24 protein-coding genes are annotated in these 26,661 nt (G+C 68.7%); all 24 read right to left on the reverse strand.

Going from position 1 to position 26,661, the window contains the following annotated elements; translation table 11 throughout:
- Positions 1–31: 31 nt before the first annotated feature.
- A complete protein-coding gene (locus OD997_RS03230; RefSeq protein ID WP_341957428.1) occupies positions 32–295 on the reverse strand; it encodes a phosphoribosyl-ATP diphosphatase in 264 nt (87 codons plus the stop codon).
- Positions 292–972: a ribulose-phosphate 3-epimerase gene (rpe, locus tag OD997_RS03235; protein ID WP_434330323.1), complete on the reverse strand. Its 681-nt coding sequence runs from the start codon at positions 970–972 to the stop codon at positions 292–294. Before rpe ends, OD997_RS03230 begins: the two co-directional genes overlap by 4 nt.
- A 4-nt stretch (positions 973–976) precedes the next feature.
- Positions 977–2,524, reverse strand: a complete 1,548-nt coding sequence (locus OD997_RS03240; RefSeq protein ID WP_434330324.1) for an RsmB/NOP family class I SAM-dependent RNA methyltransferase — start codon at positions 2,522–2,524, stop codon at positions 977–979.
- Complete coding sequence (gene fmt, locus OD997_RS03245; protein ID WP_434330325.1) at positions 2,521–3,441, reverse strand: methionyl-tRNA formyltransferase; 921 nt, start codon at positions 3,439–3,441, stop codon at positions 2,521–2,523. Before fmt ends, OD997_RS03240 begins: the two co-directional genes overlap by 4 nt.
- 51 nt (positions 3,442–3,492) lie before the next feature.
- Positions 3,493–5,541 carry a primosomal protein N' gene (locus OD997_RS03250; protein ID WP_434330326.1) on the reverse strand — a complete coding sequence of 683 codons (2,049 nt, stop codon included), beginning with the start codon at positions 5,539–5,541 and terminating at the stop codon, positions 3,493–3,495.
- Between the two features lie 11 nt (positions 5,542–5,552).
- Positions 5,553–6,746: a methionine adenosyltransferase gene (metK, locus tag OD997_RS03255; protein WP_311245132.1), complete on the reverse strand. Its 1,194-nt coding sequence runs from the start codon at positions 6,744–6,746 to the stop codon at positions 5,553–5,555.
- Positions 6,747–6,839: 93 nt separating this feature from the next.
- Positions 6,840–7,097: a DNA-directed RNA polymerase subunit omega gene (rpoZ, locus tag OD997_RS03260; RefSeq protein ID WP_042536631.1), complete on the reverse strand. Its 258-nt coding sequence runs from the start codon at positions 7,095–7,097 to the stop codon at positions 6,840–6,842.
- Positions 7,098–7,162: 65 nt separating this feature from the next.
- Entirely contained in the window at positions 7,163–8,071 is a 909-nt protein-coding gene (gene gmk, locus OD997_RS03265) for a guanylate kinase (protein WP_434330327.1), read from the reverse strand.
- Entirely contained in the window at positions 8,064–8,909 is an 846-nt protein-coding gene (pyrF, locus tag OD997_RS03270) for an orotidine-5'-phosphate decarboxylase (RefSeq protein ID WP_434330328.1), read from the reverse strand. The genes gmk and pyrF overlap by 8 nt, the downstream gene beginning before the upstream one ends.
- Positions 8,906–12,193: a carbamoyl-phosphate synthase large subunit gene (gene carB / locus OD997_RS03275; RefSeq protein ID WP_434330329.1), complete on the reverse strand. Its 3,288-nt coding sequence runs from the start codon at positions 12,191–12,193 to the stop codon at positions 8,906–8,908. The genes pyrF and carB overlap by 4 nt, the downstream gene beginning before the upstream one ends.
- The gene (gene carA, locus OD997_RS03280; protein ID WP_120492934.1) at positions 12,193–13,338 is read right to left on the reverse strand and encodes a glutamine-hydrolyzing carbamoyl-phosphate synthase small subunit; all 1,146 of its coding nucleotides are present in this window, start codon (positions 13,336–13,338) and stop codon (positions 12,193–12,195) included. Before carA ends, carB begins: the two co-directional genes overlap by 1 nt.
- The gene (locus OD997_RS03285; RefSeq protein ID WP_434330330.1) at positions 13,335–13,871 is read right to left on the reverse strand and encodes a hypothetical protein; all 537 of its coding nucleotides are present in this window, start codon (positions 13,869–13,871) and stop codon (positions 13,335–13,337) included. Before OD997_RS03285 ends, carA begins: the two co-directional genes overlap by 4 nt.
- On the reverse strand, positions 13,868–15,172 hold the full coding sequence (locus OD997_RS03290; protein WP_434330331.1) for a dihydroorotase: 1,305 nt from the start codon (positions 15,170–15,172) through the stop codon (positions 13,868–13,870). Before OD997_RS03290 ends, OD997_RS03285 begins: the two co-directional genes overlap by 4 nt.
- Complete coding sequence (locus tag OD997_RS03295) at positions 15,169–16,134, reverse strand: aspartate carbamoyltransferase catalytic subunit (protein ID WP_434330332.1); 966 nt, start codon at positions 16,132–16,134, stop codon at positions 15,169–15,171. The genes OD997_RS03290 and OD997_RS03295 overlap by 4 nt, the downstream gene beginning before the upstream one ends.
- Entirely contained in the window at positions 16,131–16,661 is a 531-nt protein-coding gene (gene pyrR, locus OD997_RS03300) for a bifunctional pyr operon transcriptional regulator/uracil phosphoribosyltransferase PyrR (RefSeq protein ID WP_056307666.1), read from the reverse strand. The genes OD997_RS03295 and pyrR overlap by 4 nt, the downstream gene beginning before the upstream one ends.
- Before the next feature lie 69 nt (positions 16,662–16,730).
- On the reverse strand, positions 16,731–17,315 hold the full coding sequence (locus OD997_RS03305) for a hypothetical protein (protein WP_434330333.1): 585 nt from the start codon (positions 17,313–17,315) through the stop codon (positions 16,731–16,733).
- Between the two features lies 1 nt (position 17,316).
- Positions 17,317–18,894 (reverse strand): Rieske 2Fe-2S domain-containing protein, encoded by a 1,578-nt coding sequence (locus OD997_RS03310; RefSeq protein WP_434330334.1) that lies wholly within the window; start codon positions 18,892–18,894, stop codon positions 17,317–17,319.
- 75 nt (positions 18,895–18,969) lie between these two features.
- The gene (locus tag OD997_RS03315) at positions 18,970–22,269 is read right to left on the reverse strand and encodes an SNF2-related protein (RefSeq protein ID WP_434330335.1); all 3,300 of its coding nucleotides are present in this window, start codon (positions 22,267–22,269) and stop codon (positions 18,970–18,972) included.
- 56 nt (positions 22,270–22,325) lie between these two features.
- Positions 22,326–22,736 carry a transcription antitermination factor NusB gene (gene nusB / locus OD997_RS03320; protein WP_311245143.1) on the reverse strand — a complete coding sequence of 137 codons (411 nt, stop codon included), beginning with the start codon at positions 22,734–22,736 and terminating at the stop codon, positions 22,326–22,328.
- Between the two features lie 3 nt (positions 22,737–22,739).
- Entirely contained in the window at positions 22,740–23,300 is a 561-nt protein-coding gene (gene efp / locus OD997_RS03325; protein ID WP_311245144.1) for an elongation factor P, read from the reverse strand.
- Between the two features lie 73 nt (positions 23,301–23,373).
- The gene (gene aroQ / locus OD997_RS03330) at positions 23,374–23,811 is read right to left on the reverse strand and encodes a type II 3-dehydroquinate dehydratase (protein WP_311245145.1); all 438 of its coding nucleotides are present in this window, start codon (positions 23,809–23,811) and stop codon (positions 23,374–23,376) included.
- Complete coding sequence (gene aroB / locus OD997_RS03335) at positions 23,808–24,896, reverse strand: 3-dehydroquinate synthase (protein WP_311245146.1); 1,089 nt, start codon at positions 24,894–24,896, stop codon at positions 23,808–23,810. The genes aroQ and aroB overlap by 4 nt, the downstream gene beginning before the upstream one ends.
- Positions 24,893–25,411 carry a shikimate kinase gene (locus OD997_RS03340; protein ID WP_434330336.1) on the reverse strand — a complete coding sequence of 173 codons (519 nt, stop codon included), beginning with the start codon at positions 25,409–25,411 and terminating at the stop codon, positions 24,893–24,895. The genes aroB and OD997_RS03340 overlap by 4 nt, the downstream gene beginning before the upstream one ends.
- Positions 25,395–26,624, reverse strand: a complete 1,230-nt coding sequence (aroC, locus tag OD997_RS03345) for a chorismate synthase (RefSeq protein WP_434330337.1) — start codon at positions 26,622–26,624, stop codon at positions 25,395–25,397. Before aroC ends, OD997_RS03340 begins: the two co-directional genes overlap by 17 nt.
- Positions 26,625–26,661 lie beyond the last annotated feature (37 nt).

Raw genomic sequence — 26,661 nt, forward strand, 5'->3', positions numbered from 1 at the left:
CTTCAGATCGAAGCGAGTGGGGCGGAGCGCTTCACAGATGTCGGTAGACGTCCTGCAGGCTCAGGCCCTTCGCGATCATCATCACCTGCACGTGGTAGAGCAGCTGCGAGATCTCTTCGGCCGCGTCCTCGTCGGATTCGTACTCGGAGGCCATCCATACCTCGGCGGCCTCTTCGACGATCTTCTTGCCGATCGTGTGCACGCCGCCGTCGAGCTCTGCGACCGTCCCCGATCCCTCGGGTCGGGTCTCGGCCTTGAGGCTGAGCTCGGCGAACAGCTCGTCGAAAGTCTTCACGATTCCAGGCTAGCGGCTCTGGCGCGGTCCCTGAGCCGAGTGACGGCCGCTTCGACGTCATCCGCGCCGTACACCGCGGACCCGGCGACGAAAGTGTCGGCACCTGCGGCCGCTGCCGCCTCGATGGTCGCATCCGAGATGCCGCCGTCGACCTGCAGCCAGACGTTCGAGCCTCGCCGCTTCGCCTCGTCCGCGAGGGCGCGCAGCTTGGGCATCGTCTCGGGCATGAAGCCCTGGCCGCCGAAGCCCGGTTCGACGGTCATGACGAGGATCTGGTCGAACTCCTCGAGCACGCTGTACAGGCCGTCTGCGGGAGTGTCGGGCTTGATTGCGACTCCCGCGCGGGCGCCCATACTGCGAAGCGTGCGGGCGAGCGAGATCGGGTCGGCGGCCGCCTCGAGGTGGAACGTGACGCTCGCCGCTCCCAGCTCGGCGTAGCCGGGGGCCCATCGCTCGGGGTCGGTGATCATCAGGTGAACGTCGAGCGGGATCGGGCTGGTCGCCTGGATCCTCTCGACCATCTGCGGCCCGAAGGTGAGGTTCGGAACGAAATGGTTGTCCATGACGTCGACGTGCGCGAAGTCGGCCGTCGCGATCTTCGCGAGATCACGCTGCATGTTCACGAAGTCGGCGGCGAGGATGCTGGGGTTGATGCGCGGTGCGCGGGGAAGGTCCACGTCTCTAGTCTCCTTCTTCGGCGTTCGCGCCGCTCGGCTCGGTCGCTGTGCGCTGCAGGAGCGCGAGGAACATCGCGTCGGTGCCGTGACGGTGCGGCCACAGCTGCACGCGACCCGACCCGTCGCTCCCGAGGTCGATCGGCGATTCGGCGACGTTCGCGACCACGGCTCGCGCGTCGAGTTCTGTGATGTCGCTGCGTCCGCGCAGCACCTCCTGAACCACGCCTGTGGTCTCGGCGAGATGCGGCGAGCAGGTCGCGTAGGCGACGATGCCACCGGGGGCGAGCGCGTCGAGCGCAGAGCTCAGGAGCTCGACCTGCAGCGGAACCAACTCGGCGACGTCGGCCGGGCTCTTGCGCCACCGCGCCTCAGGGCGCCTTCTCAGGGCACCGAGGCCCGTGCACGGGGCATCGACGAGGATGCGATCGAACACGCCGCTGTGCGAGGCGCCGAAGGACCGGCCGTCCTCCTCGTGCACCACCACGTCGCCGGGCACGGCGCGCAGGGCGTTGCGGACGAGTCGCGCGCGCGTCGGGACGACCTCGTTGGCCTCGAGAGTGACGTCGTGCTCACGGGCGATCGACGCGAGCAACGCGGTCTTGCCTCCGGGGCCGGCACAGAGGTCGAGCCAGCGTTCGCCCGCGGCGATCGGCGCGGCCTCAGCCAGGGCGAGGGCGACCAGCTGGGACCCCTCGTCCTGCACCCGCACGGTGCCGCCGGACTCGGAGATCACCCGATGAGGGTCTCCGCCCGGCGAGCCGTATGCCGTCGGGGCGTATGGTCGCCTCGGCTCGCCCGGCTCGGCGAGGCCGGGCAGCGCCACCAGCGTCACCTCGGGCGAGGCGTTGTCGGCCTCGAGGAGGTCCTCGAGCTCATCGACCCTGCCCTCGGCGGCCAGTGCACGGCGCAGCGCCCGGATGACCCACACCGGGTGGGCCGATCGCAAGGCGAGCCGCTCATCGTCCGAGCGGGCGGAGCTCTCGATGCGCTGTTCCCACTCCCCCGGCGTCTCACGAGAGATCCGGCGCAGGACCGCGTTCGCGAAGCTCGAGGCACCACGGCCGTGCGCCGCGGCGACCAGGTTCACGGACTCGTTGACGGCGGCGTGCGAGGCGACGCGGGTCGCGAGGAGCTGATGCGTCGCGAGCCGCAGGGCGTCCAGCACCGCCGGATCGATCTCGTCCGCCTGACGATCGGCGGCGGCCGAGATGATCGCGTCGTAGGTGCCGCGACGGCGCAGCGTGCCGTAGGCGAGCTCGGTGGCCAGCGCCGCATCCTGGGGGTTCAGCCCCGCTTCGGCGATCGCCGGAGGCAGGATCAGGTTCGCGTAGGCATCCGACTCGGACACCGCACGGAGAACGTCGTAGGCGACCCGTCGGGCCGGTTGCACCGTGCGCTGCGGGCCCGGGCGCTGTCCCCCGCGGTGCTGCGTGGCACCCGAAGAGGACTGATCCCGCTGGCCCTTCGACGAACCACGTCGTCCTTGCGAGTGTCCGCGGGACTCTCCGGTGCGCCCGGTGCGGCGCGGACGGTCGCTCTGCTCGCCGCTCATGCTCCGGCCCTCACATTCTCGGTGTCGCGCTGACCACGCCACCAGTCGACGGCGTTCATGGCGCCCTTTCCTGCGGGCTGCACCCGCGTGACCGACAGCGGGGCCGACGCCGTGCCGATCAGCAACGCTGTCTTGGTCGCGGCGATCTCACCCGGCTCCAGGTCCGGACCGTCTCCGGCGGGCGCGGCCTCGAGGACTTTCAGCCGCAGACCGTCGACGGTCGTGTGGGCGCCGGGCTCGGGGGTCACTCCGCGGAAGCGCGCGAAGACCTTCGCGAGAGGCTCGTTCCAGTCGAGCTGTCCGTCGTCGAGGGTGAGCTTCGGAGCGAGCGACGGTTCGCCTTGCTGCGGGACCGCCCGAGCCGTGCCGTCGGCGATCGCGGCGACGACCTCGGACGTCAGATCAGCGCCGTCGATCGCGAGGGTCTCGAGCGCCGCATCCGCCGTCGCCTCCGATGCGACGTCGACGACGCGTGTGGCGAAGACGTCACCCGCATCGAGCGCAGGGACGAGCTGGAAGACGCTCGCGCCGAGCTGGTCGTCGCCGGCGATCAGGGCTCGCTGCACCGGGGCTGCCCCGCGCCACTCCGGCAGGAGCGAGAAGTGCAGGTTGATCCAGCCCTGCGCCGGCGTCGAGAGCAGCGGTTCGCGGACGAGCCCGCCATAGGCGACGATGACCCCGAGGTCGACGGCGAGGGCGGCGATCGCATCCGTGGCCTCGGCATCCAGGCGCGCGGCCTTGATGACCGGCAGCCCGAGTTCGGCGGCGACTTGCGCGACCGGCGACGGCGTCAGCACCCGCTTGCGTCCCAGTGGCGCGTCGGGCCGCGTGACGACCGCGGCGATGTCGTGCTCTGCCGCGAGGCGACGGAGGGTGGGGACGGCTGCCGACGGTGTGCCGGCGAAGACGAGACGCATGAAGGTGCTCCGGAGGGGTGGATCGGGTGGCGACTGACGGATTCTTCGCGATCAGAGCTCTGGGTCGAGGATATCGAGCCGAACCGAGAGCGCGCTCCGAGTCGACTTGCCCTTGCCCCGACGTGCGCTCACGGCTTCGGCGACGACCGAGGCGCGAAGCGTCGTCGCGACCTTGGCCCCTGAGCCGTACTCGAAGCGCACGAGCGCGCGGACACGGGGTGGGTGGTCGTCGGACTCGATCGGCACGGGGCCGAGGACCGCATCGGCGGGGAGCGCGAGTTCCTGAAGCGACGCCAGTGCGCGGGCGACGGCCGCCGTGGTTCCTTCGACCAGCGCCACACGAGTGGCCGGCGGCATATGCAGCGGCGCACGCTCGGCGAGCTCGGCTCTCGCATAACCGGACTGGTTCCACGTGGCGAGTGCCCGCGCGATGGAGCCGTCGACTCCGACGAGGTGGATGGGGGCTCCGGGAGCCGCGAGGGCTGCGGCATTGGACCACCAGCGCAGACACGCCTCTCCGATGCGGAGATCGGGGGCCTGCAGCATCCGCGGTCCGTCGAGCAAGACGACCGCTCGGTAGCCGCCGTCAGCCAGCGGTTCCGCGCCGCGTGTCGCGACCACGAGCGACGGCTTGTCCGCGACGTGCTCCACAGGGTGAGCGCTGTCGGCCACGATCACGCGAATGCCGGGGAACGCCTTGCCGAGCTCATCGGCCGTGCGTTCGCTTCCCGACGAGGCGAGCCGCAGCTTCGTCGAGGAGCACGCCGGGCAGGTCCAGGCGCGAGCGCCGCGCCCGCACCAGGCGCACACGGGGACGGCACCGCGATGCTTCGCACCCAGCGGACCGCCGCAGTGGGCGCAGCGGGCAGGAGCCCGGCACTCGGCGCAGACCAACGAGGGCGCGAACCCGGGGCGCGAGACCTGCACCAGCACCGGTCCCTCTGCGGCGGCATTGCGTGCCGAGAGGAACGCGGACGACGGCATCCGCTGCGCTGTGGGCGCATCCATCTCCTGGGGTGTGCTCAGAACCACTCTCGGCAGCACCCGACGGGCCGCCCTGATGTCCTGCAACCAGCCGTGCGCGACGAGACGCTCGACGTCGGTCGTGCGAGTGTGCCCGACGAAGAGGAGTGCTGAGTCCTCCTGCTCCTGACGCAGAAGCGCCGCATCCCTGGCGTTGATGTACGGTGCGAGCGGCTCCCCGAGCAGAGGATCCCCGTCGTCCCACAGGGCGACGAGTCCTGCACGCACGGGCGCATACACGGCGGAGCGGTTGCCCACGACGACGCTCGGTGCGTCTTCGAGCGAGCGGAGGAAGGATCGATAGCGATCGGGGTTGGTCTGCCGGGAGTCGTACCGGGCGACGGCTTCGGCCGGGACAGCGGTGGCGAGCACGGCGAGGAGCTGATCGAGATCGCGGTGATCCGGAACGACCAGGATGCTCGACCGGCCGTCAGCGAGCATCCTCGCCGCGGCCGACGCCAGCAGCGCAGCCCAGCCCGGTGCGCCGTCGTGGTGCACCGGGATCGCCTCGACGGCGGCGCGTCCTCCCGACTCCAGCACCTCGTCGAGACCGTCGTAAGACGCGATCAGCCTGACGGCGCCCGCGAGCGCATCGTCGGTCGGGACGACCGCGGGCGAGTCAGCCTTCCAGGCCTTCTCGACGCGCACCTGTCTCTTCGGGATGACGAGTCGGAGCACATCGGATGCCGAACCCGCCGCGCGGTCTGCGGCACGGCGCGCGAGACGGTACAGCCGGTCGGGCAGCACCGGCACCTCCGACACGATGCCGTCGACTTCGGACAGCGGGCGGTCTGCGTCGTCTTCGGTGTCGACCTCGATGACGTAGCCATCGATCACCCGACCTGCCGTGCGCAGGGGCACGCGCACGCGGACTCCCGGCGGGACGTCGCCGAGCTCGTCCGGCAGCGCGTAGTCGAAGAGCCGGTCGAGCTGCGGGAGCGGCGAATCCAGGAGCACCCGTGCGATGCGTCGGCTCTGCGTCGTCAGCTGCGGAGCGCTGTCATCAGGCACGGAGCCCTCGGCGGGAATCTCCACCGCGCCGTCGGAACGAATCGGCTCCGGCCCATCAGATGGCATCAGGCCACCCGTCAGAGGCCGGCAGCGCGCCGCAGCTCTTCAGCGCGGTCGGTGCGCTCCCACGTGAACTCCGGCAGTTCGCGCCCGAAGTGTCCGTAAGCAGCGGTCTGCGCGTAGATCGGGCGGAGCAGGTCGAGCTGCTCGATGATCGCCTGCGGGCGCAGGTCGAAGACCTCGCTGATCGCCCGCGTGATGACCTCGTCCGAGACCTTGCCGGTGCCGAAGGTCTCGACGTACAGGCCGACGGGACGTGCCACGCCGATCGCGTAGGCGACCTGGACCTCGAGGCGGTCGGCGAGACCAGCGGCGACCGCGTTCTTCGCGACCCACCGGGTCGCGTAGGCACCCGAGCGGTCGACTTTGGACGGGTCCTTGCCGCTGAACGCGCCTCCACCGTGACGAGCTGCGCCGCCGTACGTGTCGATGATGATCTTGCGTCCGGTGAGACCTGCGTCACCCTTGGGGCCACCGGTGACGAACGGGCCTGCGGGGTTGATGTAGTACGTGATGTCGTCGAGATCGAGCCCCGTGGACTCGAGGACAGGGGCGATCACATGCTCACGCACCTGCGCTTTGAGCTCGTCCTGGGAGATGTCGGGGTGGTGCTGCGTCGAGAGGACGACGGCATCGACGGTCTTCGGCGTGAAGCCGTCGTATCCGAGCGTGACCTGCGTCTTGCCGTCGGGACGCAGGAAGGGAAGGACCCCTGAGCGTCGGACCTCGGTGAGCCGCTCGGCGATGCGGTGCGCGGTCCACGCGGCCATCGGCATGAGCTGCGGCGTCTCGTTGGTGGCGAACCCGAACATGATGCCCTGGTCGCCCGCTCCGAGCCCGTCGAGGGGATCGATCGATCCGCCGTCGCGGTGCTCCTGGGCACTGTCGACGCCGTGCGCAATGTCTGTCGACTGCTCGCCGACCGAGATGCTGACGCCGCAGGAATCACCGTCGAAGCCGGTCTCGCTCGAGGTGTACCCGATGCGGTTCACGACCTGGCGCACGATGGTCGGGATGTCGACGTACGCCTCGGTGCGGATCTCGCCCGCGACGTGCACGAGCCCCGTGGTGACGAGGGTCTCGACCGCGACGCGAGAATCCCGGTCCTTCGCGATGAGCCCGTCGAGGATGCTGTCCGAGATCTGGTCGCAGATCTTGTCCGGGTGCCCTTCGGTGACGGACTCGGACGTGAACAGACGCAGGGCGCTCATCAGGGCTCCAGAACGGGGTCGGACGGAAAGAAGGGGGTGGCTCCCATGATGGACCGCACCGCCGACATCAGCCGGCGGTGCGGTCATCGGACGTCACTCGGCGTGACGGAGACGGAGCTTGTCCTCGTTGATCTCGTGCAGAGCGATGGTCAGCGGCTTGTCCTCGACCGAGGAGTCGACCAGAGGACCGACGTTGTCGAAGAGGTTTCCCTCGTGCAGGTCGGAGTAGTAGTCGTTGATCTGACGCGCGCGCTTGGCGGCGTAGATCACGAGCTCGTACTTCGAGTCGACACGGTCGAGAAGGTTGTCGATGGGGGGATCGATGATTCCGTTGGTGTGGTGTCCGGCCATGGTGGGACCTCCTGATCAGGCGACGGGATCGTCGCGAAGACGGTGCAGCGGGCGCGCGAAGATGCTCAGCGCGCAGAGCTCGAAGACAATTCTACGACCTCTGCGGCAGCGGTGGCGACGTCCTCGTTCACGATCAGGTGGTCGAACTCGTTCTGCGCGGCCAGTTCGACCTTGGCGGTGCGCAGTCGACGAGCCCGTTCCTCGGCGCCCTCGGTGCCTCGTCCGACCAGTCGCTGGACGAGTTCGTCCCACGTCGGCGGCAGCAGGAAGATCAGGGTAGCGGCGGGCTCGGCCTTGCGCACCTGACGCGCGCCCTGCAGATCGATCTCGAGCAGAACCGTCTTGCCCTCGGCCAGCGCGGCATCGATCGGCGCGCGGGGTGTGCCGTAGCGCGAGCGGTTGTGCACGACGGCGTACTCGAGGAGCTCGTCCTCGGCGATCAGTCGGTCGAACTCGGCGTCGTCGACGAAGAAGTAGTGCACCCCGTCGACCTCGCCCGGTCGAGCCTGACGTGTGGTGGCCGAGACCGACAGGTGGATCTCGGGATTGTGCTCGCGGATGTGGGCGGCCACGGTCCCCTTGCCCACCGCGGTGGGCCCGGCCAGGACGAGCAGGCGACTGCGCGCTCCGCGCGGCTCGAGCAGGGGGAAACGCGAGTCGAGCCACTGCGAGAGGGCGACCCGTTGACGCACGCCCAGACCACCCAGTCTCTTGACCGGCGAGATGTGCAGCTCGTCGAGGATGCGGTCGCGCTTTCCTGCACCGATCGCCGGGAGGGCGAGCAGGAAGTCGGTGATCCGCATCGACCCCTCGACCGAGTCCGGATCGGCCGTCGCTCGGTCGAGGACGGCCTGCGGGGTCACGACCCGCATGGTCAGGTCGCGCTTGAGCGAGGCACGTGCGCGCCGTCGCTCGACCGCTTTGCGAGCGGCGGCGGCACGATCGACCTCGGGAACCGGACGAGACTCAGCCACGGCCGGCCTCCCTGTACTCTGCGACGCGGGCGTCGATGGCGGCGGCGAGGCCGGCGGGCCCTGCCGAGAGGATGCTGCGACTCTCGCTGGCGATGACAGCATCGCTGATCGCGCCGAAGCGGCGGTGGAGGTCTGCGGGGGTCGCTCCCTGCGTCCCGAACCCGGGCGCGAGGATGGGCGCCGTCGGCGTGAATGCGGCGATGCCGGCATCGGCCCAGTCGACCGTGGCACCGATGACGAAGCCGAAGCTCCCCCACTCCCCCGCGTTCGAGTGCTCCGCGTTGCGCGACGAGACCACCGCGATGATGTCGGCCGACACCGCGCGCCCCGTCTCGGAGACCGCGCGCTGCAGGCCCTCAGCCTCGGGGTTGCTGGTCGCCGCGAGGACGAACAGCCCTTTGTCGTGCTGCTGCGCCAGGGCGAAGGCGCCGTCCAGCGCGCCGACGCCGAGGAATGGGTTCACCGTGAGCGCATCGGCCTCCAAAGGCGACCCCGGCGTGAGCCAGGCTTCGGCGTACGCATCCATGGTGGATCCGATGTCGCCGCGCTTCGCGTCGGCGATCACGATCAGGCCCGCGGCGCGCGCCGCCGCGAGGATGTCTTCGAGGGCGGCGATCCCTACGGAACCGAACCGTTCGAAGAACGACACCTGCGGCTTCACGACCCCGACCCGGCCTGCGGCGGCCTCGATCGTCCGCAGCCCGAAGTCGCGGACCCCGCGAGCGTCATCCGTGAGTCCCCAGGACCGCAGGAGCGACGCATGCGGGTCGATGCCCACGCAGAGCGGGCCGTGCGCCGACAGGGCGGCACGGACCCGCTCACCGAAGCGTGCGCTCACAAAGCGGCCTTCCGGTCGAGGGCATACTCCTGCAGGCTCTTGACCTGGAAGCCCTCGTGCGCCGCATCCATTCCGCTCACCGCTGCGCCCAGCACGGCCATCGTGGTGAACAGCGCCTTGTCGGCTGCGACGGCGGCCGCGCGGATCTCGTAGCCATCCGCACGTGCTGCCCCACCCGAGGGGGTGTTCACGACGATGTCGATCGCACCCTCGTTGATCAGGTCGACGATGTTCGTCGCGCCCGACTCCTGGGTCTCGCTGTACTTCTCGACGACTGTCACGGCGATGCCGTTGCGCGACAGGATCTCGGCCGTGCCCTCGGTGGCCACGATCGTGAACCCGAGCTGCTGCAGGCGGTGCGCCGGAAGGATGACCGCTCTCTTGTCGGAGTCGGCGACCGAGATGAACACCGTGCCGGAGGTCGGCATCCCGCCGTAGGCTGCAGCCTGGCTCTTCGCGAACGCCGTCGGGAAGTCGCGGTCGATGCCCATGACCTCACCGGTCGAGCGCATCTCCGGTCCGAGGATCGAGTCGACCGTCTTGCCGTCTGCGGTGCGGAACCGCTTGAAGGGCAGCACGGCCTCCTTGACCGACACGGGCGCGTCGAGGGGCACGCGCGAACCGTCCTGCTCGGGCAGCATTCCCTCGGCGCGCAGCTCCGCGATCGTCGAACCCACCATCACACGGCTCGCGGCCTTGGCCATCGGGATGCCCAGCGCCTTCGAGACGAAGGGCACCGTGCGGCTCGCGCGCGGGTTCGCCTCGATCACGTAGAGCACGCCGGCGCTGATCGCGAACTGCACGTTCAGCAGGCCACGGACGCCCACGCCCTTCGCGATCGCCAGCGTCGCCTCACGGACGCGGTCGATGTCGGTGCGTCCGAGCGAGACGGGAGGAAGGGTGCAGCTCGAATCGCCGGAGTGGATGCCAGCCTCTTCGAGGTGCTCCATCACGCCACCGATGAACAGTTCGGTGCCGTCGTAGAGGGCATCGACATCGAGCTCGATCGCGTCATCGAGGAACCGGTCGACGAGCAGGGGCTTGCCCTCCTCGATGATGACCTCGCCCGCCGTGCGTACGAAGTACTCGCGCAGCGAATCCGAGCTGTAGACGATCTCCATCCCGCGTCCGCCGAGCACGAAGCTGGGGCGCACGAGCACCGGATACCCGATCTCCTCCGCGACCGCCACCGCGCCATCCGCGTCCACAGCGGTGCCGTGGCGGGGGGCGATGAGGCCCGCAGTGTCGAGAAGCTGCGAGAACAGCTCGCGCTCTTCGGCGATGTCGATGGCCTCAGGACTGGTGCCCAGCACCTGGTAGCCGGCCGCCTCGATGCCCTTCGCGAGCCCCAGAGGGGTCTGGCCGCCGAGCTGGCAGACGACACCGAGGATGGTGCCGCTGGCGGCTTCCGCATCGAGGACCTCCAGCACGTCCTCGAGCGTGAGCGGCTCGAAGTAGAGCCGGTCCGACGTGTCGTAGTCGGTGGACACCGTCTCGGGGTTGCAGTTGACCATGATGGTCTCGAAGCCGGCATCCGAGAGGGCGAACGACGCGTGGACGCAGGAGTAGTCGAACTCGACCCCCTGGCCGATGCGGTTCGGACCCGATCCGATGATCACGACCTTGGTGCGATCCGACGCCGTGACCTCCGTCTCGAAGTCGTAGCTCGAGTAGTGGTACGGCGTGAGAGCCGGGAACTCGCCGGCGCAGGTGTCGACGGTCTTGAACACCGGGCGGATGCCGAGGCCGTGGCGCACGCCGCGGATCTCCGCCTCCTTCTCGCCTCGCAGTTCGGCGATCTGCGCGTCGGAGAAGCCGTGCTCCTTCGCGTAGCGGAGCGTCGCGGCATCGAGTTCCGGCGCTGCGGCCACGATCTCGGCGACCTCGTTGATCAGCACGATCTGATCGATGAACCACGGGTCGATCGCCGTGGCATCGAAGGCCTGCTCGACGGTCGCGCCCTTGCGCAGCGCCTGCTGCAGCGTGACGATCCGCCCGTCGGTCGGCACCTTCGAGGTCTCGAGCAGCTCTTCGACCGAGCGCTCTTCGGCGCCCCAGTGGAAGCTGGAGCCGCGCTTCTCGAGCGAGCGGAGCGCCTTCTGCAGGGCGGTCGCATAGTTGCGTCCGATCGCCATGGCCTCGCCGACGGACTTCATGGTCGTGGTGAGCGTGGCGTCCGCGGCGGGGAACTTCTCGAACGCGAATCGGGGCACCTTGACGACGACGTAGTCGAGCGTGGGCTCGAAGCTCGCAGGCGTCACACCCGTGATGTCGTTCGGGATCTCGTCGAGGCGGTAACCGAGCGCGAGCTTGGCGGCGAGCTTGGCGATCGGGAACCCGGTCGCCTTCGAGGCCAGGGCGCTCGAACGCGAGACGCGCGGGTTCATCTCGATCACGATGATGCGGCCGTTGCTGGGGTCGACGGCGAACTGGATGTTGCATCCGCCGGTGTCGACGCCGACGGCGCGGATGATGTCGATGCCGATGTCACGGAGCTTCTGGTACTCGCGGTCGGTGAGCGTCAGCGCGGGAGCCACGGTGATCGAGTCGCCCGTGTGCACGCCGACGGGGTCGACGTTCTCGATCGAGCAGACGACCACCGTGTTGTCGGCGGTGTCGCGCATGAGCTCGAGCTCGTACTCCTTCCAGCCGAGGATGGACTCCTCCAGGAGCACCTCGGTGGTCGGCGAGTCGCGGAGCCCCGCGCCACCGATGCGGCGCAGGTCCTCCTCGTCGTACGCGAAGCCGGAGCCGAGGCCGCCCATGGTGAACGACGGACGGACGACGAGCGGGTAGCCGAGCTCAGCAGCGCCCTCGAGCAGATCGTCCATGGTGTGCGCGATGATGCTGCGCGCCACGTCTGCGCCGGCATCCAGCACCAGCTGCTTGAAGATCTGACGGTCCTCGCCCTTGTTGATCGCCTCGAAGCTCGCACCGATCAGCTCGACGTCGTACTTTTCGAGGATGCCGTGGTTGTGCAGTTCGATCGCGGCGTTGAGCGCGGTCTGACCGCCGAGGGTCGGCAGGATGGCATCCGGACGCTCCTTGGCGATGATGGTCTCGATGACCTGCCAGGTGATCGGCTCGATGTACGTCGCATCGGCGAAGTCGGGGTCGGTCATGATCGTGGCCGGGTTGGAGTTGACCAGGATGACCCGCACGCCCTCCTCGCGGAGGACGCGGCACGCCTGGGTGCCGGAGTAGTCGAACTCGCAGGCCTGACCGATGACGATCGGGCCGGAGCCGATGACGAGAACGGAGTTGATGTCGTCGCGCTTGGGCATTACTTGGCGTCCTTCTTGCTGGCGATGACCATGTCGCGGAACCGGTCGAAGAGGTAGTTGGCGTCGTGGGGGCCTGCGGCCGCCTCCGGGTGGTACTGCACCGAGAACGCGGGGATGTCGAGGGCGCGGAGGCCCTCCACCACGTTGTCGTTCAGTCCGACGTGGCTGACCTCGACCTTGCCGTAGCCGTTCGGGCTGTCGAAGGATCCCTCGAGCGGGGCGTCCACGGCGAACCCGTGGTTGTGCGCGGTGATCTCGACGCGTCCCGTGGACTTGTCGAGCACGGGCTGGTTGATGCCGCGGTGACCGAACGGGAGCTTGTAGGTGCCGAGGCCCAGGGCCCGACCGAGCAGTTGGTTGCCGAAGCAGATGCCGAAGAAGGGAAGGCCGTCGTCGAGGACTGCGCGCAGCAGCTCGACGTGGTCACCGGAAGCCGCCGGGTCGCCGGGGCCGTTCGAGTAGAAGACCGCGACCGGATCGATCGAGCGGATGTCGTCGATCGTGACGTTCTGCGGCAGCACGTGCACCTCGAACCCGCGGGCTGCGAGGTTGTCGATCGTGGCCTGCTTCACGCCGAGGTCGAGGACCGCGAGATTGCCGACCCTCTCCCCCATCGCGGTCGTCACCGTGGCGACGTCGACGGACACCTGCGCCGAGAGGTTCTGACCGGCCATCTGCGGCGCTTCACGCACGATGCGCAGCTGCTCCTCGGCGTCGAGCCGTGCGGCCTCTCCCGAGAAGATGCCGCCGCGCATGGAGCCGGCCGACCGGATGTGGCGCGTGATCGACCGGGTGTCGATGCCGCTGATGCCGACGATGCCGTCCTGCACGAGCACCTCGTCGAGTGAGGCGTTCGCGCGCCAGTTCGAGACGACGCGCGAGGGGTCGCGCACGATGTAGCCGGCCACCCAGATGCGTCGGGACTCGGGGTCCTCGTCGTTCATTCCGGTGTTGCCGATGTGCGGCGCGGTCTGCAGGACGATCTGTCCGGCGTACGACGGATCGGTGAGCGTCTCCTGGTAGCCGGACATGCCGGTGGCGAAGACGACCTCGCCGATCGTGGTTCCCAGCGCGCCGTATGCGCGGCCGGTGTGGCGGGTTCCGTCTTCGAGGACGAGGACGGCGGGTTCGGGGAGGGCTGTCATGACGTTGCTCCTGTGTCGGGGGCGGCGGTGTCGTCGGAAGCGCCGGAGGCGGGGACGAGTCGCTGCAGTTCTGAGATGAAGTTCTGGGGATCCCCGTCGGTGAGACGGAGGTAGGAGTCGACGATCGTGTCGTCGTCGGCGCTCCAGGCCACGCGGACGAGGCCGCCGGGCTCGACCACGCGATCGATCGTGACCGTCGCACGGTCGACGCTCGCGAGACGGGCCGAGGCCAGGAAGACCGTCGGCGCCCCGTCGAGGCACAGCGCGAGACCGCGATCCGTGACCGCGACCTCTCCTCGGGCGCGGTATGCGAGAGGAGACAGCGTCAGTCGCTCGAGCGGCTGGTCGTGCTTCGTGGTCGACACGTACAGCACCTCGTGGCGGTCGAGGACCTCGGCATGCTCGGGAACTCCGAGCGGTGCGGTGAGGCCGGAGTCGCGTCGGAGTCGTCGTCGCCAGGCGGTGAACATCGCGAGCAGGACGAGCGCGGCCACGGCGATCGTGATCGCGATGGCGATGTCCCTGGTGCTCATGCGTTCAGCTCCTCGACGACGGCGCCGCCGTCGACCGTCAGGATCCCGCGATGCACGGTGTACTCGACCCGTCCGGGCAGGTCACGCCCGAGGTAGGGCGAGTTCACGCTGCGGCCATGCAGGTCGGATTCCGTGAACACCCCGGCGACCGAGGCGTCGTAGAGCGCGATCTGCGCGGGTGCGCCGACCTCGAGAGGCGTGCCGTGGCCTGAGAGGCGACCGATCCGCGCGGGTGCCGCACTCATCACGCGTGCCACGTCCTCCCAGCCGATGAGACCGGTCTCCACCATCGACTGGTGCACGACGCGCAGCGCGCTCTCGAGGCCCACCATGCCGTTCGCGGCGGCCTGCCACTCGCATGCCTTGTGCTCGCTCGGGTGCGGTGCATGGTCGGTCGCGACGATGTCGATCGTGCCGTCGGCGAGGCCCTCGCGCACCGCGAGCACATCCTCTTCGCGTCGCAGAGGCGGGTTGACCTTGTACCGGGCGTCGTACCCGCGCACGAGCTCGTCGGTCAGCAGCAGGTGATGAGGGGTGACCTCGGCGGTCACGTTGATGCCGCGCTTCTTGGCCCAGCGGATGATGTCGACCGAGCCGGCGGTCGAGAGGTGGCAGACGTGCAGGCGGGAGCCCACGTGCTCGGCGAGGAGCACATCGCGGGCGATGATCGACTCCTCCGCCACGGCGGGCCAGCCGGCGAGTCCGAGTTCTGCCGAGACGGTGCCCTCGTTCATCTGGGCACCCTCGGTGAGACGGGGATCCTGCGCGTGCTGGGCGATGACGCCGTCGAAGGACTTCACGTACTCGAGCGCACGGCGCATGATCAGCGGATCGAAGACGCAGAAGCCGTCGTCGCTGAAGACGCGCACCTGTGCGCGCGATGTCGCCATCGCGCCCAGCTCGGCGAGGCGTTCGCCCTTCTGCCCGACGGTGACGGCGCCGATCGGCTGGACCGTGGCGTAGCCTGCGGCCTCCCCGAGCGCGAGCTCCTGCTCGACGACTCCGGCCGTGTCGGCGACCGGCGACGTGTTCGGCATCGCGAAGACGGCGGTGAATCCACCGGCCGCCGCAGCGCGGGTTCCGGTGAGGATCGTCTCGGACGCCTCGTACCCGGGTTCGCGCAGATGCGTGTGCAGATCGACCAGCCCCGGGAGGGCGACCAGACCCGCCGCGTCGATGACGCGCGCGCCCGCGCGACCGAGCCCGGCGCCGATCTCGGAGATCACCCCGTTCTCGACCATGATGTCGGCGCTCTTCGCACCGAGAAGCTGTGCGCCGGTGATGACGAGGGTCTCGTTCACTGGTCTCCCCCTCGTTCGTCGTCTCGTTCTCCTGCAAGAAGCAGGTACAGCACTGCCATCCGGATGGACACCCCGTTCGTCACCTGTTCCAGCACGGTGGAGCGCGGGGAATCGGCGGCTTCGGAGGAGATCTCCAACCCCCGGTTCATGGGTCCGGGGTGCATCACAATGCTACCGTCCGGGAGGCCTGCGACTCGCAGTGCGTCAAGACCCCACCTTCTGGAATACTCCCGCTCAGTGGGGAAATACGCGGCGTTCATCCGCTCGAGCTGGATGCGCAGCATCATCACCGCGTCCGGGCCTTCCGCCAGCGCCTGATCGAGGTCGTAGACGACCTTGGCCGGCCAGAGCGAGACGTTCTGCGGCACGAGGGTCGGCGGGGACACCAGAGTGACCTCGGCACCGAGCGTCGAGAGCAGCCAGACGTTGGAGCGCGCGACCCGCGAGTGCAGCACGTCGCCGACGATGACGACGCGGACGCCGGCGAGGTCTCGACCGCGGCTGTCGGCGCCGAACCGCCGCTTGCGGATCGTGAACGCGTCGAGCAGCGCCTGCGTCGGATGCTCGTGCGTGCCGTCACCGGCGTTCACGACGCCTGCGGAGATCCAGCCGCTCGTGGCGAGTGTCTGCGGAGCACCGGAGGCGGGATGGCGGATGACGACCGCATCGGCGCCCATCGCCTGCAGCGTCTGGGCCGTGTCCTTCAGGCTCTCGCCCTTGGAGACGCTGGAGCCTTTGGCCGCGAAGTTGATCACATCGGCCGAGAGGCGCTTCGCCGCCGCCTCGAACGAGATGCGAGTGCGCGTCGAGTCCTCGAAGAAGAGGTTGACGACGGTCTTGCCCCGGAGCGTCGGGAGCTTCTTGACCTCGCGCGACTGCGTGTCGGACATGTCCTCGGCGACGTCGAGGATGCGCAGAGCGGTCTCGCGGTCGAGGGTGCGGGTGTCGAGGAGATGTCTCATGCTTCGATCGTCACCTCTTCGGCGCCGTCGTCTTCGGTGAGGCGCACGTTGACGCGCTCCTGCCGGGACGAGGGGATGTTCTTGCCGACGAAGTCGGGGCGGATCGGCAGCTCGCGGTGGCCGCGGTCGACGAGGATCGCCAGGCGCACGACCGCAGGGCGGCCGATCGACTGCAGCGCGTCCAGAGCTGCACGGATGCTGCGTCCAGAGAAGAGGACGTCGTCGACGAGGACCACGGTGCGTCCGTCGATGCCGCCGACCGGGATGTCCGTCGGACGCGGCGACCTTGTGGGGTGCTTGGCGAGATCGTCACGGAACATCGTGACGTCGAGTGCTCCGACCGGCACCGAGGTCTGTGCGATCTCGCCGATGACGGCGGCGAGGCGACGGGCGAGAGTGACGCCGCGGGTCGGAATGCCCAGCAGAACGAGGTTCTCAGCCCCTCGGTTGGATTCGAGGATCTCGTGTGCGATACGGGTCAGAGCCCGCGAGATATCGGCTTCGTGCAGAACGGTGCGTGCACTCATCAGCCGCTCCCTTCTCCGCCTCACAGGACGGTGTTAAAGGTTGCTTGATGCATCCAGTCTAGCGCGCCGTCAGTGCCAGCCGAGAACGTCGCGGACGACCGCCTGGGAGGCGGGCGATCCGTCGTTCGCGATCCCGCGCAGGGACTCGTGCGAGAGCATCGCGCCCTCGGCTCCCGCCGCCGCCGTGATCTGCTCGAGGGCTGCGGCGACCCGTGGCGCCGCGGCCCGCGAATGGGTGGCGTCGCCGCGTGAGGAGGTGTGAGGGAAGACGACGAGCTCGGCCACCCCCGCGGCCACCGGGCGTGCGGCGGCGACGACCAGCGTCGGTGGAAGAACGTGCTGGAGCGCATGCGGCATCGGGAAAGGCAGCTCGTCGGTCAGAAGGCCGCGCCACCAGCTGCGTCGCGAACGCCTCTCATCACCGATCTCGAGGGCTGCCGCCGTCCACTCCGAGCCGCACTCGCGCAGGCCGTCGGCGAAACCGTCGTCTCTCGCCTCGAATCCCTCCTCCATGAGGAAGTCGGCAGCGATCCGCACGAGTCGCTCCGAATCAGAGCGCACGATCCATCGCGCACCCCGCCACGGTCCCTTGTACTCGAGCCGCGACGTGCGTGCGTCACGACCGGAACCCTGCGGGTGCGCGAAGCGCGGCACGTCAGCCGGCCTCGCTGAGCACGGCGTCGGAGACCTCGTCGATCTTGGTCGAGCGGATGGGGTGACCACTGGTCGAGAGGCAGCGACCGGTCTTGAGGTCCCACTTCCAGTCGTGCATGCTGCACGTCAGGATGCCGTCTTCGTCGACCTTTCCGGTCTTCGTGAGGTCTGCGCGCAGATGCGGGCAGCGACGCTGCACGACCCAGTCGCCGACTTCAGCGTCCTCGGTCTGGTCGGTCTGCTCCTGGTACCAGTTCTCGACGTACTCGATGCGGTCGACCGAGAGGCACTTGAGGAAGGTCGTGAGGAACTCGTTGAACTTGCCGCTGCGTCCGACCTGGAACTGCATCGACAGGAAGATCGAGTTCGACCAGTCGATCTCATGGTCGCGGATATTCGTGGAGACGAGATCGGCGGGGATCGTGTACCAGTAGATGCATTCCTCGCCCGCGTACTCCCGCACCTTGGCGCGGGGGAAGTCGACGACCATGTCGAGGTCGCCGATCTTGAACCGGACGCACCCACCGACACCGAGGCGGATGGTGCGCGACTTCTTCAGCAGCGGCTCCCACCAGCCCTTGAGGGCTTCGAGGATCTCGGCGGCGGGAAGCACCTCGGCTCGCGACGCCTCCTCGTCGCGGATCTCCTGCTGCCGCGACGACCGCTGATCCTCGAGGTAGTCCCACTTCTCGTCGAAGATGTGGGCGAGTTCCGCCTCGGTGTAGAGCGACTGCTCCGTGGCCACTTCTCCCCCGGCGACCGTGACGACCGTGCCGGGGACGAACAGGTGACCGTCGTACTGCGGCGACAGCTCGTTCATGTGAGCGAGGAACTGCTTCTGATCCGTGAAGATCGACTCGCCGTTGCGGCCGATCCCGTTGAAGTCGAAGAGGTCGTCGCGCAAGAACATGGGCGGCCCTGCCATCGGGAAGACGTGCGGGGCGTCCACCTTGTCGATGTAGTACATCGCGCGCTTGTTCTGGGCGTCGCGCTTGAGCTTCGCGAAGTTCTGCTTCGCGTCCAGCGGCAGGTCGTAGACCATGGGCCACCAGATCGCCCCGGAGACCTGCGTGAAGTAGGCGTCGGGCTTGCCGAAGTGCAGAAGCGTGTCGAGGTCGAGAGGGTGCGAGTCGTTCTGATTGAGGATCGACGCCGTTCCGTCGTCGACGTTCAGCGACGAATCGCCGATCGGGCCGTCGCTCGGGGCGCGCAGCGGCGTGATCATGATCTTCAGCTCGCCGCGCTGGATGATCTCTCCGGCGGGGGCATAGGTGATGTTCGTGTAACCGAGCGCCCTGATGTCCTGCTCGAGGTCATCGATCGGGTACTCGGGCAGGAGCACCTCGATGTCCTTGCGGATGTACCGCTCGAGCAGCTTCGGGTCGAAGTGGTCGCGGTGGCGGTGCGAGATGTAGAGGAAGTCCGCCTCACGGCCGAATCGCTCCCAGTCGAGGCCACGGTTGTCGGGGAACGGGAACCACGAGCCGAAGAAGGAGGGCCCGAGAACGGGGTCGCAGATGATGTTCCCGCCGACCGTCTCGATGAACATCCCGGCGTGGCCGAGTCCCGTGATCCGCATGCATTCCTCCTGAAGTGAACCGTTCGATTCTACCGACGCGCCCCTGAGCGGACGCGGTGACCGGGCCGGAACAAATCACCGATCCTCGAACAGGCCCTTGATGTCGTCGGCCGTGATCGACTGCGCGAACAGCTCGTCGTCGTCCATGACAGCGGTGAAGAGGCGGGCCTTGCGCTGCTGCAGCTGCAGGACCTTCTCCTCGATCGTGCCGGTCGAGATCATCCGGTAGACGAACACCTGACTCGTCTGCCCGATCCGGTGCGTGCGGTCGATCGCCTGCTCCTCCGCAGCCGGGTTCCACCACGGATCGAGCAGGAAGACGTAGTCAGCCTCGGTGAGCGTCAGACCGAAGCCTCCGGCCTTCAGGCTGATCAGGAAGACCGGCTGCTCCCCCGCCTTGAACGCGTCGATGACCTGCTCCCGATGCCGCGTCGATCCGTCGAGATGCGCGTACGGGATGCCCGCAGCCTCGAGGCGGGCGGCTGCGAGATCGAGGAACGACGTGAACTGGCTGAAGACGAGCGCCCGGTGGCCCTCCGCCTGCAGCTCGATCACCCGCTCCAGCAGCGTGTCGAGCTTGCTGGAGCCGATCTCCGCGTCCGCCTCGTCGACCAGACCGGGAGCGAGACTCAGCATCCTCAGCAGAGTCAGCGAGCGGAAGACGATGAACCTGTTGCGGTCGAGATCGTCGAGCAGGCCCAGCACCTTCTGACGCTCCCGTTGCAGCACCACGTCGTAGAGCGCGCGATGCTCGGGGCTCAGCTCCACCTCGAGCAGCTGCTCCTGCTTCGCCGGAAGGTCGGAGGCGACGAGCTCCTTCGTGCGCCGCAGCATGAGGGGTCGGACACGACGACGGAGCTGGGCGAGGCGCCGAGCGCGGTAGTCACCGCCCTCCTCGTTCTCGGGGACCTTGCCCTTCTCGATCGGCTGGATGTAGCGATCCCGGAACTTCCGTGCAGACGGGAACAGTCCGGGAGCCGCCAGAGACAGCAGCGACCAGAGCTCCGACAGGCTGTTCTCCATGGGAGTGCCGGTCACCGCGTACGTCACGTCGGATCGGAACGTCGCGATGGCCCGGTGCAGACGCGTCTTCGGGTTCTTGACGAACTGGGCCTCGTCGAGGATCAGCGCCGCCCATTCGACGGTGCGGAACTCCTCCTCGTCGAGCCGGGCCACGGTGTAGGAGCTCACGACGAGGTCGGCCGTCTCCGCCGCGGTGCGGAGCGCGTCCGCGCGCCTGCCGCTGGTGCTGTCGACGATCGACACCCGGAGCCCCGGCGTGAACCTCGCTGCCTCCGACCGCCATGTGCTCAGCACCGACGTGGGCGCGAGAACCAGGAACGGGCGCGTCTCGCCCTGATCCTTCGCGTGCTGGATGAAGGTCAGCAGCTGCAGCGTCTTGCCGAGGCCCATATCGTCCGCGAGGATGCCGCCCATCCGGTGCCGCCAGAGGAAAGCGAGCCAGTCGAAACCGGTCTTCTGATACGGACGCAGCTCCGCGTGGACTCCCGCAGGCACAGGGGTCTCGGGAACCCCCGTGGCCTGACGGAGCCCCTCGGCCGTGGCACGCCAGTTGACCGCGGGCTCGGCCTCGTCTGCGAGGTCCTCGAACTCCTCCCACAGATCGGTCTGGTACCGGCTGATCCGCGGGCCTGTCTCCCATTCCTGCAGCTCGCCGGCCTCTTCGATCAGGTCGCGGAGGCGATCCAGAGCCGGATGGCTGAGCGAGAAGTACCCGCCGTCGGCGAGCAGCAGCTTCTTGCGGCCCTTGCTGAGCGCGGTGAACAGCGGACCGAAGGGAATGCGGCGGCCGTCGATCGTCACGAGGATGCCGAGATCGAACCAGTCCGAGTCCGTCGTCTCGACTGTCGTGACCTTCACCTCCGGGGCACCGGTCAGCTCGCGATACTCCTTGGGGGCGCCGATCGACTCGACCGTCACACCCACGGCCTCGAGGACGGGCACGCCTTCGGCGACGAACGCCGCGGCGTCGATGTCGTGGAACGAGCCCGCAGGCCGGAAGTTCGTCGCCCTGAACTCCTGCCAGGCCTCCTCGATCCGTGCTCGCGAGGTGGTCTCGGCGGCGGCATCGCGCACCGCGGCGTCGGTCCAGGCGAACGGCACCCGCCCGAACCGGCCGTACGACCACTCGAACGTGTAGCTGACGACGTCGCCGCGTTCGTAGGTGATCGTCAGCATGGGCTTCGGGTCGGGCACCTCCGGCAGAGATACGGCACCGACCGTGTGCACCGCACCACGCCGCGCGAGCAGGGGGTAAGCATCGGAGATGAACGCCTGCTCATCGGACGTCGGGACGACGATCTCGTCAGGCGCGGCGAGCAGCGCGCGGATCTGGTCGCTCAGGGGAACTTCTGCGAGCAGGATCTCGATGCGCGCCCCGATCAGGCCGGCCGAGTACACGCCGGTTCGACCGATCGGATGCACGGCGGGGGCGGCGACGGGGGCACCGTCGATCTGCACCTCGGCGGCCACGGACAGCGAACCGTCCTCGACCCGCGTGATGCGCGCCGACACCTCAGCCGACGTGGCGAGGCGGACGGATGCGTTCTTCTGGCTCGCGACGAGCGGGATGCCGAGCTCTGCACCGGAGCGGAGCTGGCCCCACAGCAGGGGCGACTCGACCTGGTCGAGCACCAGCCAGTCCCCGGCATTGCCGGAGAGCAGCGAGTCGCGGGAGATGCTCAGCAGATCGCCGAACCAGCGATTCTGCATGCGTCCGAACTGGGCCGCATCCCGCCGCACCGCATCCCACCCCGCACCGCCCTGGATCCAGGATCCCGTCTGCGCGCTGCGCATCAGCGGACGGATCGCGAGCAGCAGCTCACCACTCGGCCGGGCGAGGTCCCGCGCGGTCGCTGCGCGCACCGGGCGCGGACCCCAGTGGTTCTCCGATCTGGACTCCCGATGACGCAGCTCGATTCCGAGCGCCAGTGGTTGAGGATGCCGGGAGACGGCCGGGTCGAGCAGGCTGCGCCACGACGGCGTCGCCGCGGCAGGCGTCGCCGCGGGCAGGTCGATCGGCTCGGCGGGCCTCTTCAGCGCTGCGGCCTGCTCGGTGTACTCGTGGACGTTCGATGCCAGCAGCGTCGCGACGACGTGCTTGCATCCGCTGCGTACCGGGCACGAGCAGCGCGTCGTGCGGACCCGCCGCGTGCCGTTCGACGACAGGAAGACGATCTCGGTCTGGTACTGGGCGTCGCCGCTGCCGCTGACGTGGCCCTCGAGCTCGAGGAGATCTTCATGCCAGACCACATCGAGCACATTGCCCTCGCGGAAGTAGGCCAGACCGCGCTGATATCCGCCCACATCCGTGATCTGCATGAGGTCGCGGAGGTCGACGTGCGGCGCGGGCATGGCCCCATCCTTCCCGCGGCCGCGGACATCGAGGTCGCCGCCGCCTGATGCCTCGCTCAGGCTGCGCGAGAGACGCGTGCGAGCACGCCGTGCACGAACGCACCCGAATCGTCGGTCGAGAACTCCTTGGCGAGTTCGACCGCCTCATCGATGGCGACCGCGGTGGGCACCGCGTCGTTGAAGAGGATCTCCCAGACGCCGATGCGCAGCAGAGCGCGATCGACGGCCGGCATGCGCTCGATCTTCCAGTCGCGGCTGTGCGTGGTGATCTGCTCGTCGATCTCGTCACGATGATCGATGATGCCGTCGACGACCTCGCGGGCGTACAGCCAGGAGGCCTCACGGGCAGGCTCGCTCGCGGCGCGCTGGGCTTCGGCGGCCAGAGTCACCGCGACCTCGTCGCCACGGACGTCGGCGGAGAACAGGATGTCGAGTGCGCGCTTGCGCGCCTTCGTACGGGCGCTCACGCCTTACTTCTCGCGACCGAGGTAGTCGCCCGTGCGCGTGTCGACCTTGACCTTGGTGTTGGTCTCGACGAACAGCGGAACCTGGATCTCGTAGCCGGTCTCGAGCGTCGCCGGCTTCGTGCCCGCCGACGAGCGGTCGCCCTGCAGACCCGGCTCGGTGTACGTGATCTCGAGGATCACGGATGCCGGCAGGTCGATGTAGAGCGGGTTGCCGTTGTTGAGGGCGATCGTGACCTGCTGGTTCTCGAGCAGGAAGTTCTTCGCGTCGCCGACCGTCGCCGCGCTCACGGTGATCTGGTCGAAGTCGGTCTGGTCCATGAACACGTAGCCGTCGCCGTCGGTGTACAGGTAGGTGTAATCGCGACGGTCGACGTTCTCGATCTCGATCTTCGCCCCGGCGTTGAACGTCTTGTCGACGACCTTGCCGCTCATCACGTTCTTGAGCTTGGTGCGGACGAATGCGCCGCCCTTGCCGGGCTTGACGTGCTGGAACTCGACAACGCTCCAGAGCTGGCGCTCGATGTTGAGGACGACGCCGTTCTTGATGTCTGCGGTAGATGCCATGCGCTGGACTTTCCGTTTCTAGAGTCTGGGGGCCGTTCTCGTCCCGGTGGACTGGGTGGGCCGACAGTCGATTCTACGGGATGAGCGCTGCGAGCTGCCGCACAGCGCTCGCGTACCCGTCGACGCCCTCGCCGATCACTCGCACGGCGGCGACGTCGTGGAGGTAGGAATGATGCCGGAACTCCTCGCGGGCGTACACGTCTGAGATGTGCACTTCGGCGAACGGCAGCGCGACCCCGGTGAGCGCGTCCCGCAGCGACACCGAGGTGTGGGTGAGGCCCCCCGGATTGATGATGATCGCCGCGCAGTCCTCCCGGGCGGCATGGATCGCGTCGATCAGCACACCCTCGTGGTTGCTCTGGACGGCGCGCACCTCGAAGCCCACGGCTGCGGCGGCCTCGGCGGTCAGGCGCTCCACATCGGCGAGCGTCGCCGTGCCGTAGACCTCGGGTTCACGGCTGCCGAGCAGATTGAGGTTCGGTCCGTTGACGAGGAGGATGCGGCGCGTCATTCGCCGATCTCCTGGTACGCGGCGAACAGCAGCGATTCGTCCGGTGCCTGCAGAACGGTGGGCTTCGCGATGTCGTCGAGCAGGATGAATCGCAGCATGCCGCCGCGGCTCTTCTTGTCGCGCTGCATCGTGGCCAGGAGCTGCGGCCAGGCACCGGCGCGGTAGCCGGTCGGAAGACCCAGCGACTCGAGGATCGTGCGGTGGCGCTCAGCAGCGTCATCGGAGAGGCGCCCGGCGAGTCGTGACAGCTCGGCCGCGTACAGCATCCCGATCGAGACCGCTGCGCCATGGCGCCAGCGGTAGCGCTCCGCGTGCTCGATCGCATGACCGAGGGTGTGACCGTAGTTGAGGATCTCGCGCTGCCCCGCCTCGCGGAAGTCGTCGGAGACGACCTTCGCCTTCATGTCGATCGCGAGTTCGACCGCGCGCCGGAACTCCGGGGTCGTGGTGTCTACGGCGCGTGCGGGGTCGGCTTCGATGATGTCGAGGATCTCGGGCGCCCAGATGAAACCGGCCTTGGCGACCTCGGCGAATCCGGCCGTCGCCTCGTTGGGGCTGAGGCTCGAGAGCTCGTCGAGGTCTCCGATCACCGCGCGCGGAGCCCAGAACGCGCCGACGAGGTTCTTGCCCTCGGCGGTGTTGATCCCCGTCTTGCCGCCGACCGATGCGTCGACCAGTCCGAGCACGGTCGTCGGCACCTGGACGACCTGAACGCCGCGCAGCCACGTCGCCGCGACGAAGCCGGCGAGGTCGGTGACCGCGCCGCCGCCGTATCCCACGACCGCATCCGTGCGGGTGAAGTCGGCCTGGCCCATCACCTGCCAGCAGAACGCCGCGACCTCGATGCGCTTGCCCTGCTCGGCATCCGGCACCTCGGCCAGAAGCACCTCGCGCGGGCCGTTCTCGACGTCTGCGAGCAGCCGATCGCGCAGCTCCGCGGCGCGGGCCGCGAGCGTGGGCGGGTGCACGACGAGGATCTTGCGCACGCCAGGATCGAGGGCTGCGGAGACCTGATCGAGGATCCCCCGTCCGATGGCGATGTCGTAGGGGGTCTCCCCCGTCACACTGATGGTGGTGGTGCTCATGCTCGTTCTCTCCTCCATGCCACGATGTCGTCGGCGATGCGCTGCATCGGGCGGCGCGACGTGTCGAATGTCACTGATGCCACCTCGTCGTACCAGCCTCGACGTTCTTCGAAGATCTGCGTCCAGCGCCCGACCGGATCGTCACCCGCGAGCAGCGGTCGGCCACCCGCGTTGATGCGGTGCACGACCACCTCCGGCGACACGGTCAGGAAGACCACGGGGTGCTCGCGCAGCAGCGCCCGCGTTCCGGGATCCGTCACCGCGCCGCCTCCGAGCGAGATCACCCCGCCCGCGCCCAATGCGCTGGCGACCTCCGCCCGTTCGAGCGCGCGGAAGTGCGCCTCGCCGTGATCGGCGAAGATCGCGGGGATCGGGCCGTGGGCGGCCACGACGCGCTTGTCGGTGTCGATGAACGGCACACCGAGCTTCTTGGCGACGCGGCGACCGACGCTGGTCTTGCCCGCCGCCATCGGACCGACGAGCACCAGCGTCAGCTGCTCAGCCTCGCTCGTCATGCGCGATGAGCGCCGCCTCGGACGCCGGGGTCGTCCGCAACTCGGCCGGGATGCCGGCCAGGTACCCGTCGAGGTTGCGGCGCGTCTCACGGATGCTGTCGCCGCCGAACTTCTCGAGCACGGCGTTGGCCAGCTCGACGGCGACCATGGCCTCCGCAACGACGCCGGCCGCGGGCACTGCGCACACGTCCGAGCGCTGGTGGTGGGCCGTGGCATCCTCGCCGGAGGCGATGTCGATCGTGCGGAGGGCGTGCGGCACGGTCGCGATGGGCTTCATACCGGCGCGAACGCGCAGCACCGTGCCGGTCGACATGCCGCCCTCGGTGCCTCCCGCACGGTCCGAGCCGCGAGAGATGCCGTCTGCCGTGGCGAACAGCTCGTCGTGAGCTGCAGAACCACGCCGACGGGTCGTCTCGAAGCCGTCGCCGACCTCGACGCCCTTGATCGCTTGGATGCTCATCAGCGCCTGCGCGAGACGCGCGTCGAGACGGCGGTCCCAGTGCACGTGCGAGCCCAGCCCAGGCGGGAGGCCGTAGGCGAGGACCTCGACGATGCCGCCGAGGGTGTCGCCGTCCTTCTTGGCATCGTCGACCTCGGCGACCATGAGTGCGGACGTCGCCGGATCGAAGCAGCGCAGCGGGTCGGCGTCGAGCGCCTCGACGTCATCGGGCGTCGGAAGCGCAGAACCGGCCGGCACCTGCACGGGACCGATCGACAGCGTGTGGCTCACGAGACGGATGCCGAGCTCGCCCAGGAACGACCGGGCGATCGCACCGAGCGCGACACGGGCTGCGGTCTCACGGGCACTGGCGCGCTCGAGGATCGGGCGCGCCTCGTCGAAGTCGTACTTCTGCATGCCCACGAGGTCCGCATGGCCGGGGCGAGGTCGGGTGAGCGGCGCGCTGCGACCCCGGGACTTGTCGGTGAGCTCGATGGGCTCGGGGCTCATGACCTCGATCCACTTCGGCCACTCGGTGTTGCCGATGCGCAGGGCGATCGGGCTGCCGAGCGTCTTGCCGTGGCGGACGCCGCCGGAGATCGTGAGCTCGTCCTGCTCGAACTTCATGCGCGAGCCGCGGCCATAGCCGAGCTTGCGACGTGCGAGATCGGCCTGGATCGCCTCGGAGGACACGGGGACGCCCGAGGGCAGACCCTCCATGACGGCAATGAGTTCTGGGCCGTGCGATTCGCCGGCCGTGAGCACGCGGAGCATTGCTCTAGTCTCCCACGCGTTTCGACCCGACTCGTGC

Origin of the sequence: Microbacterium sp. CGR1 (genome assembly GCF_051062835.1) — a bacterium.
Taxonomy (GTDB): Bacteria; Actinomycetota; Actinomycetes; order Actinomycetales; family Microbacteriaceae; genus Microbacterium.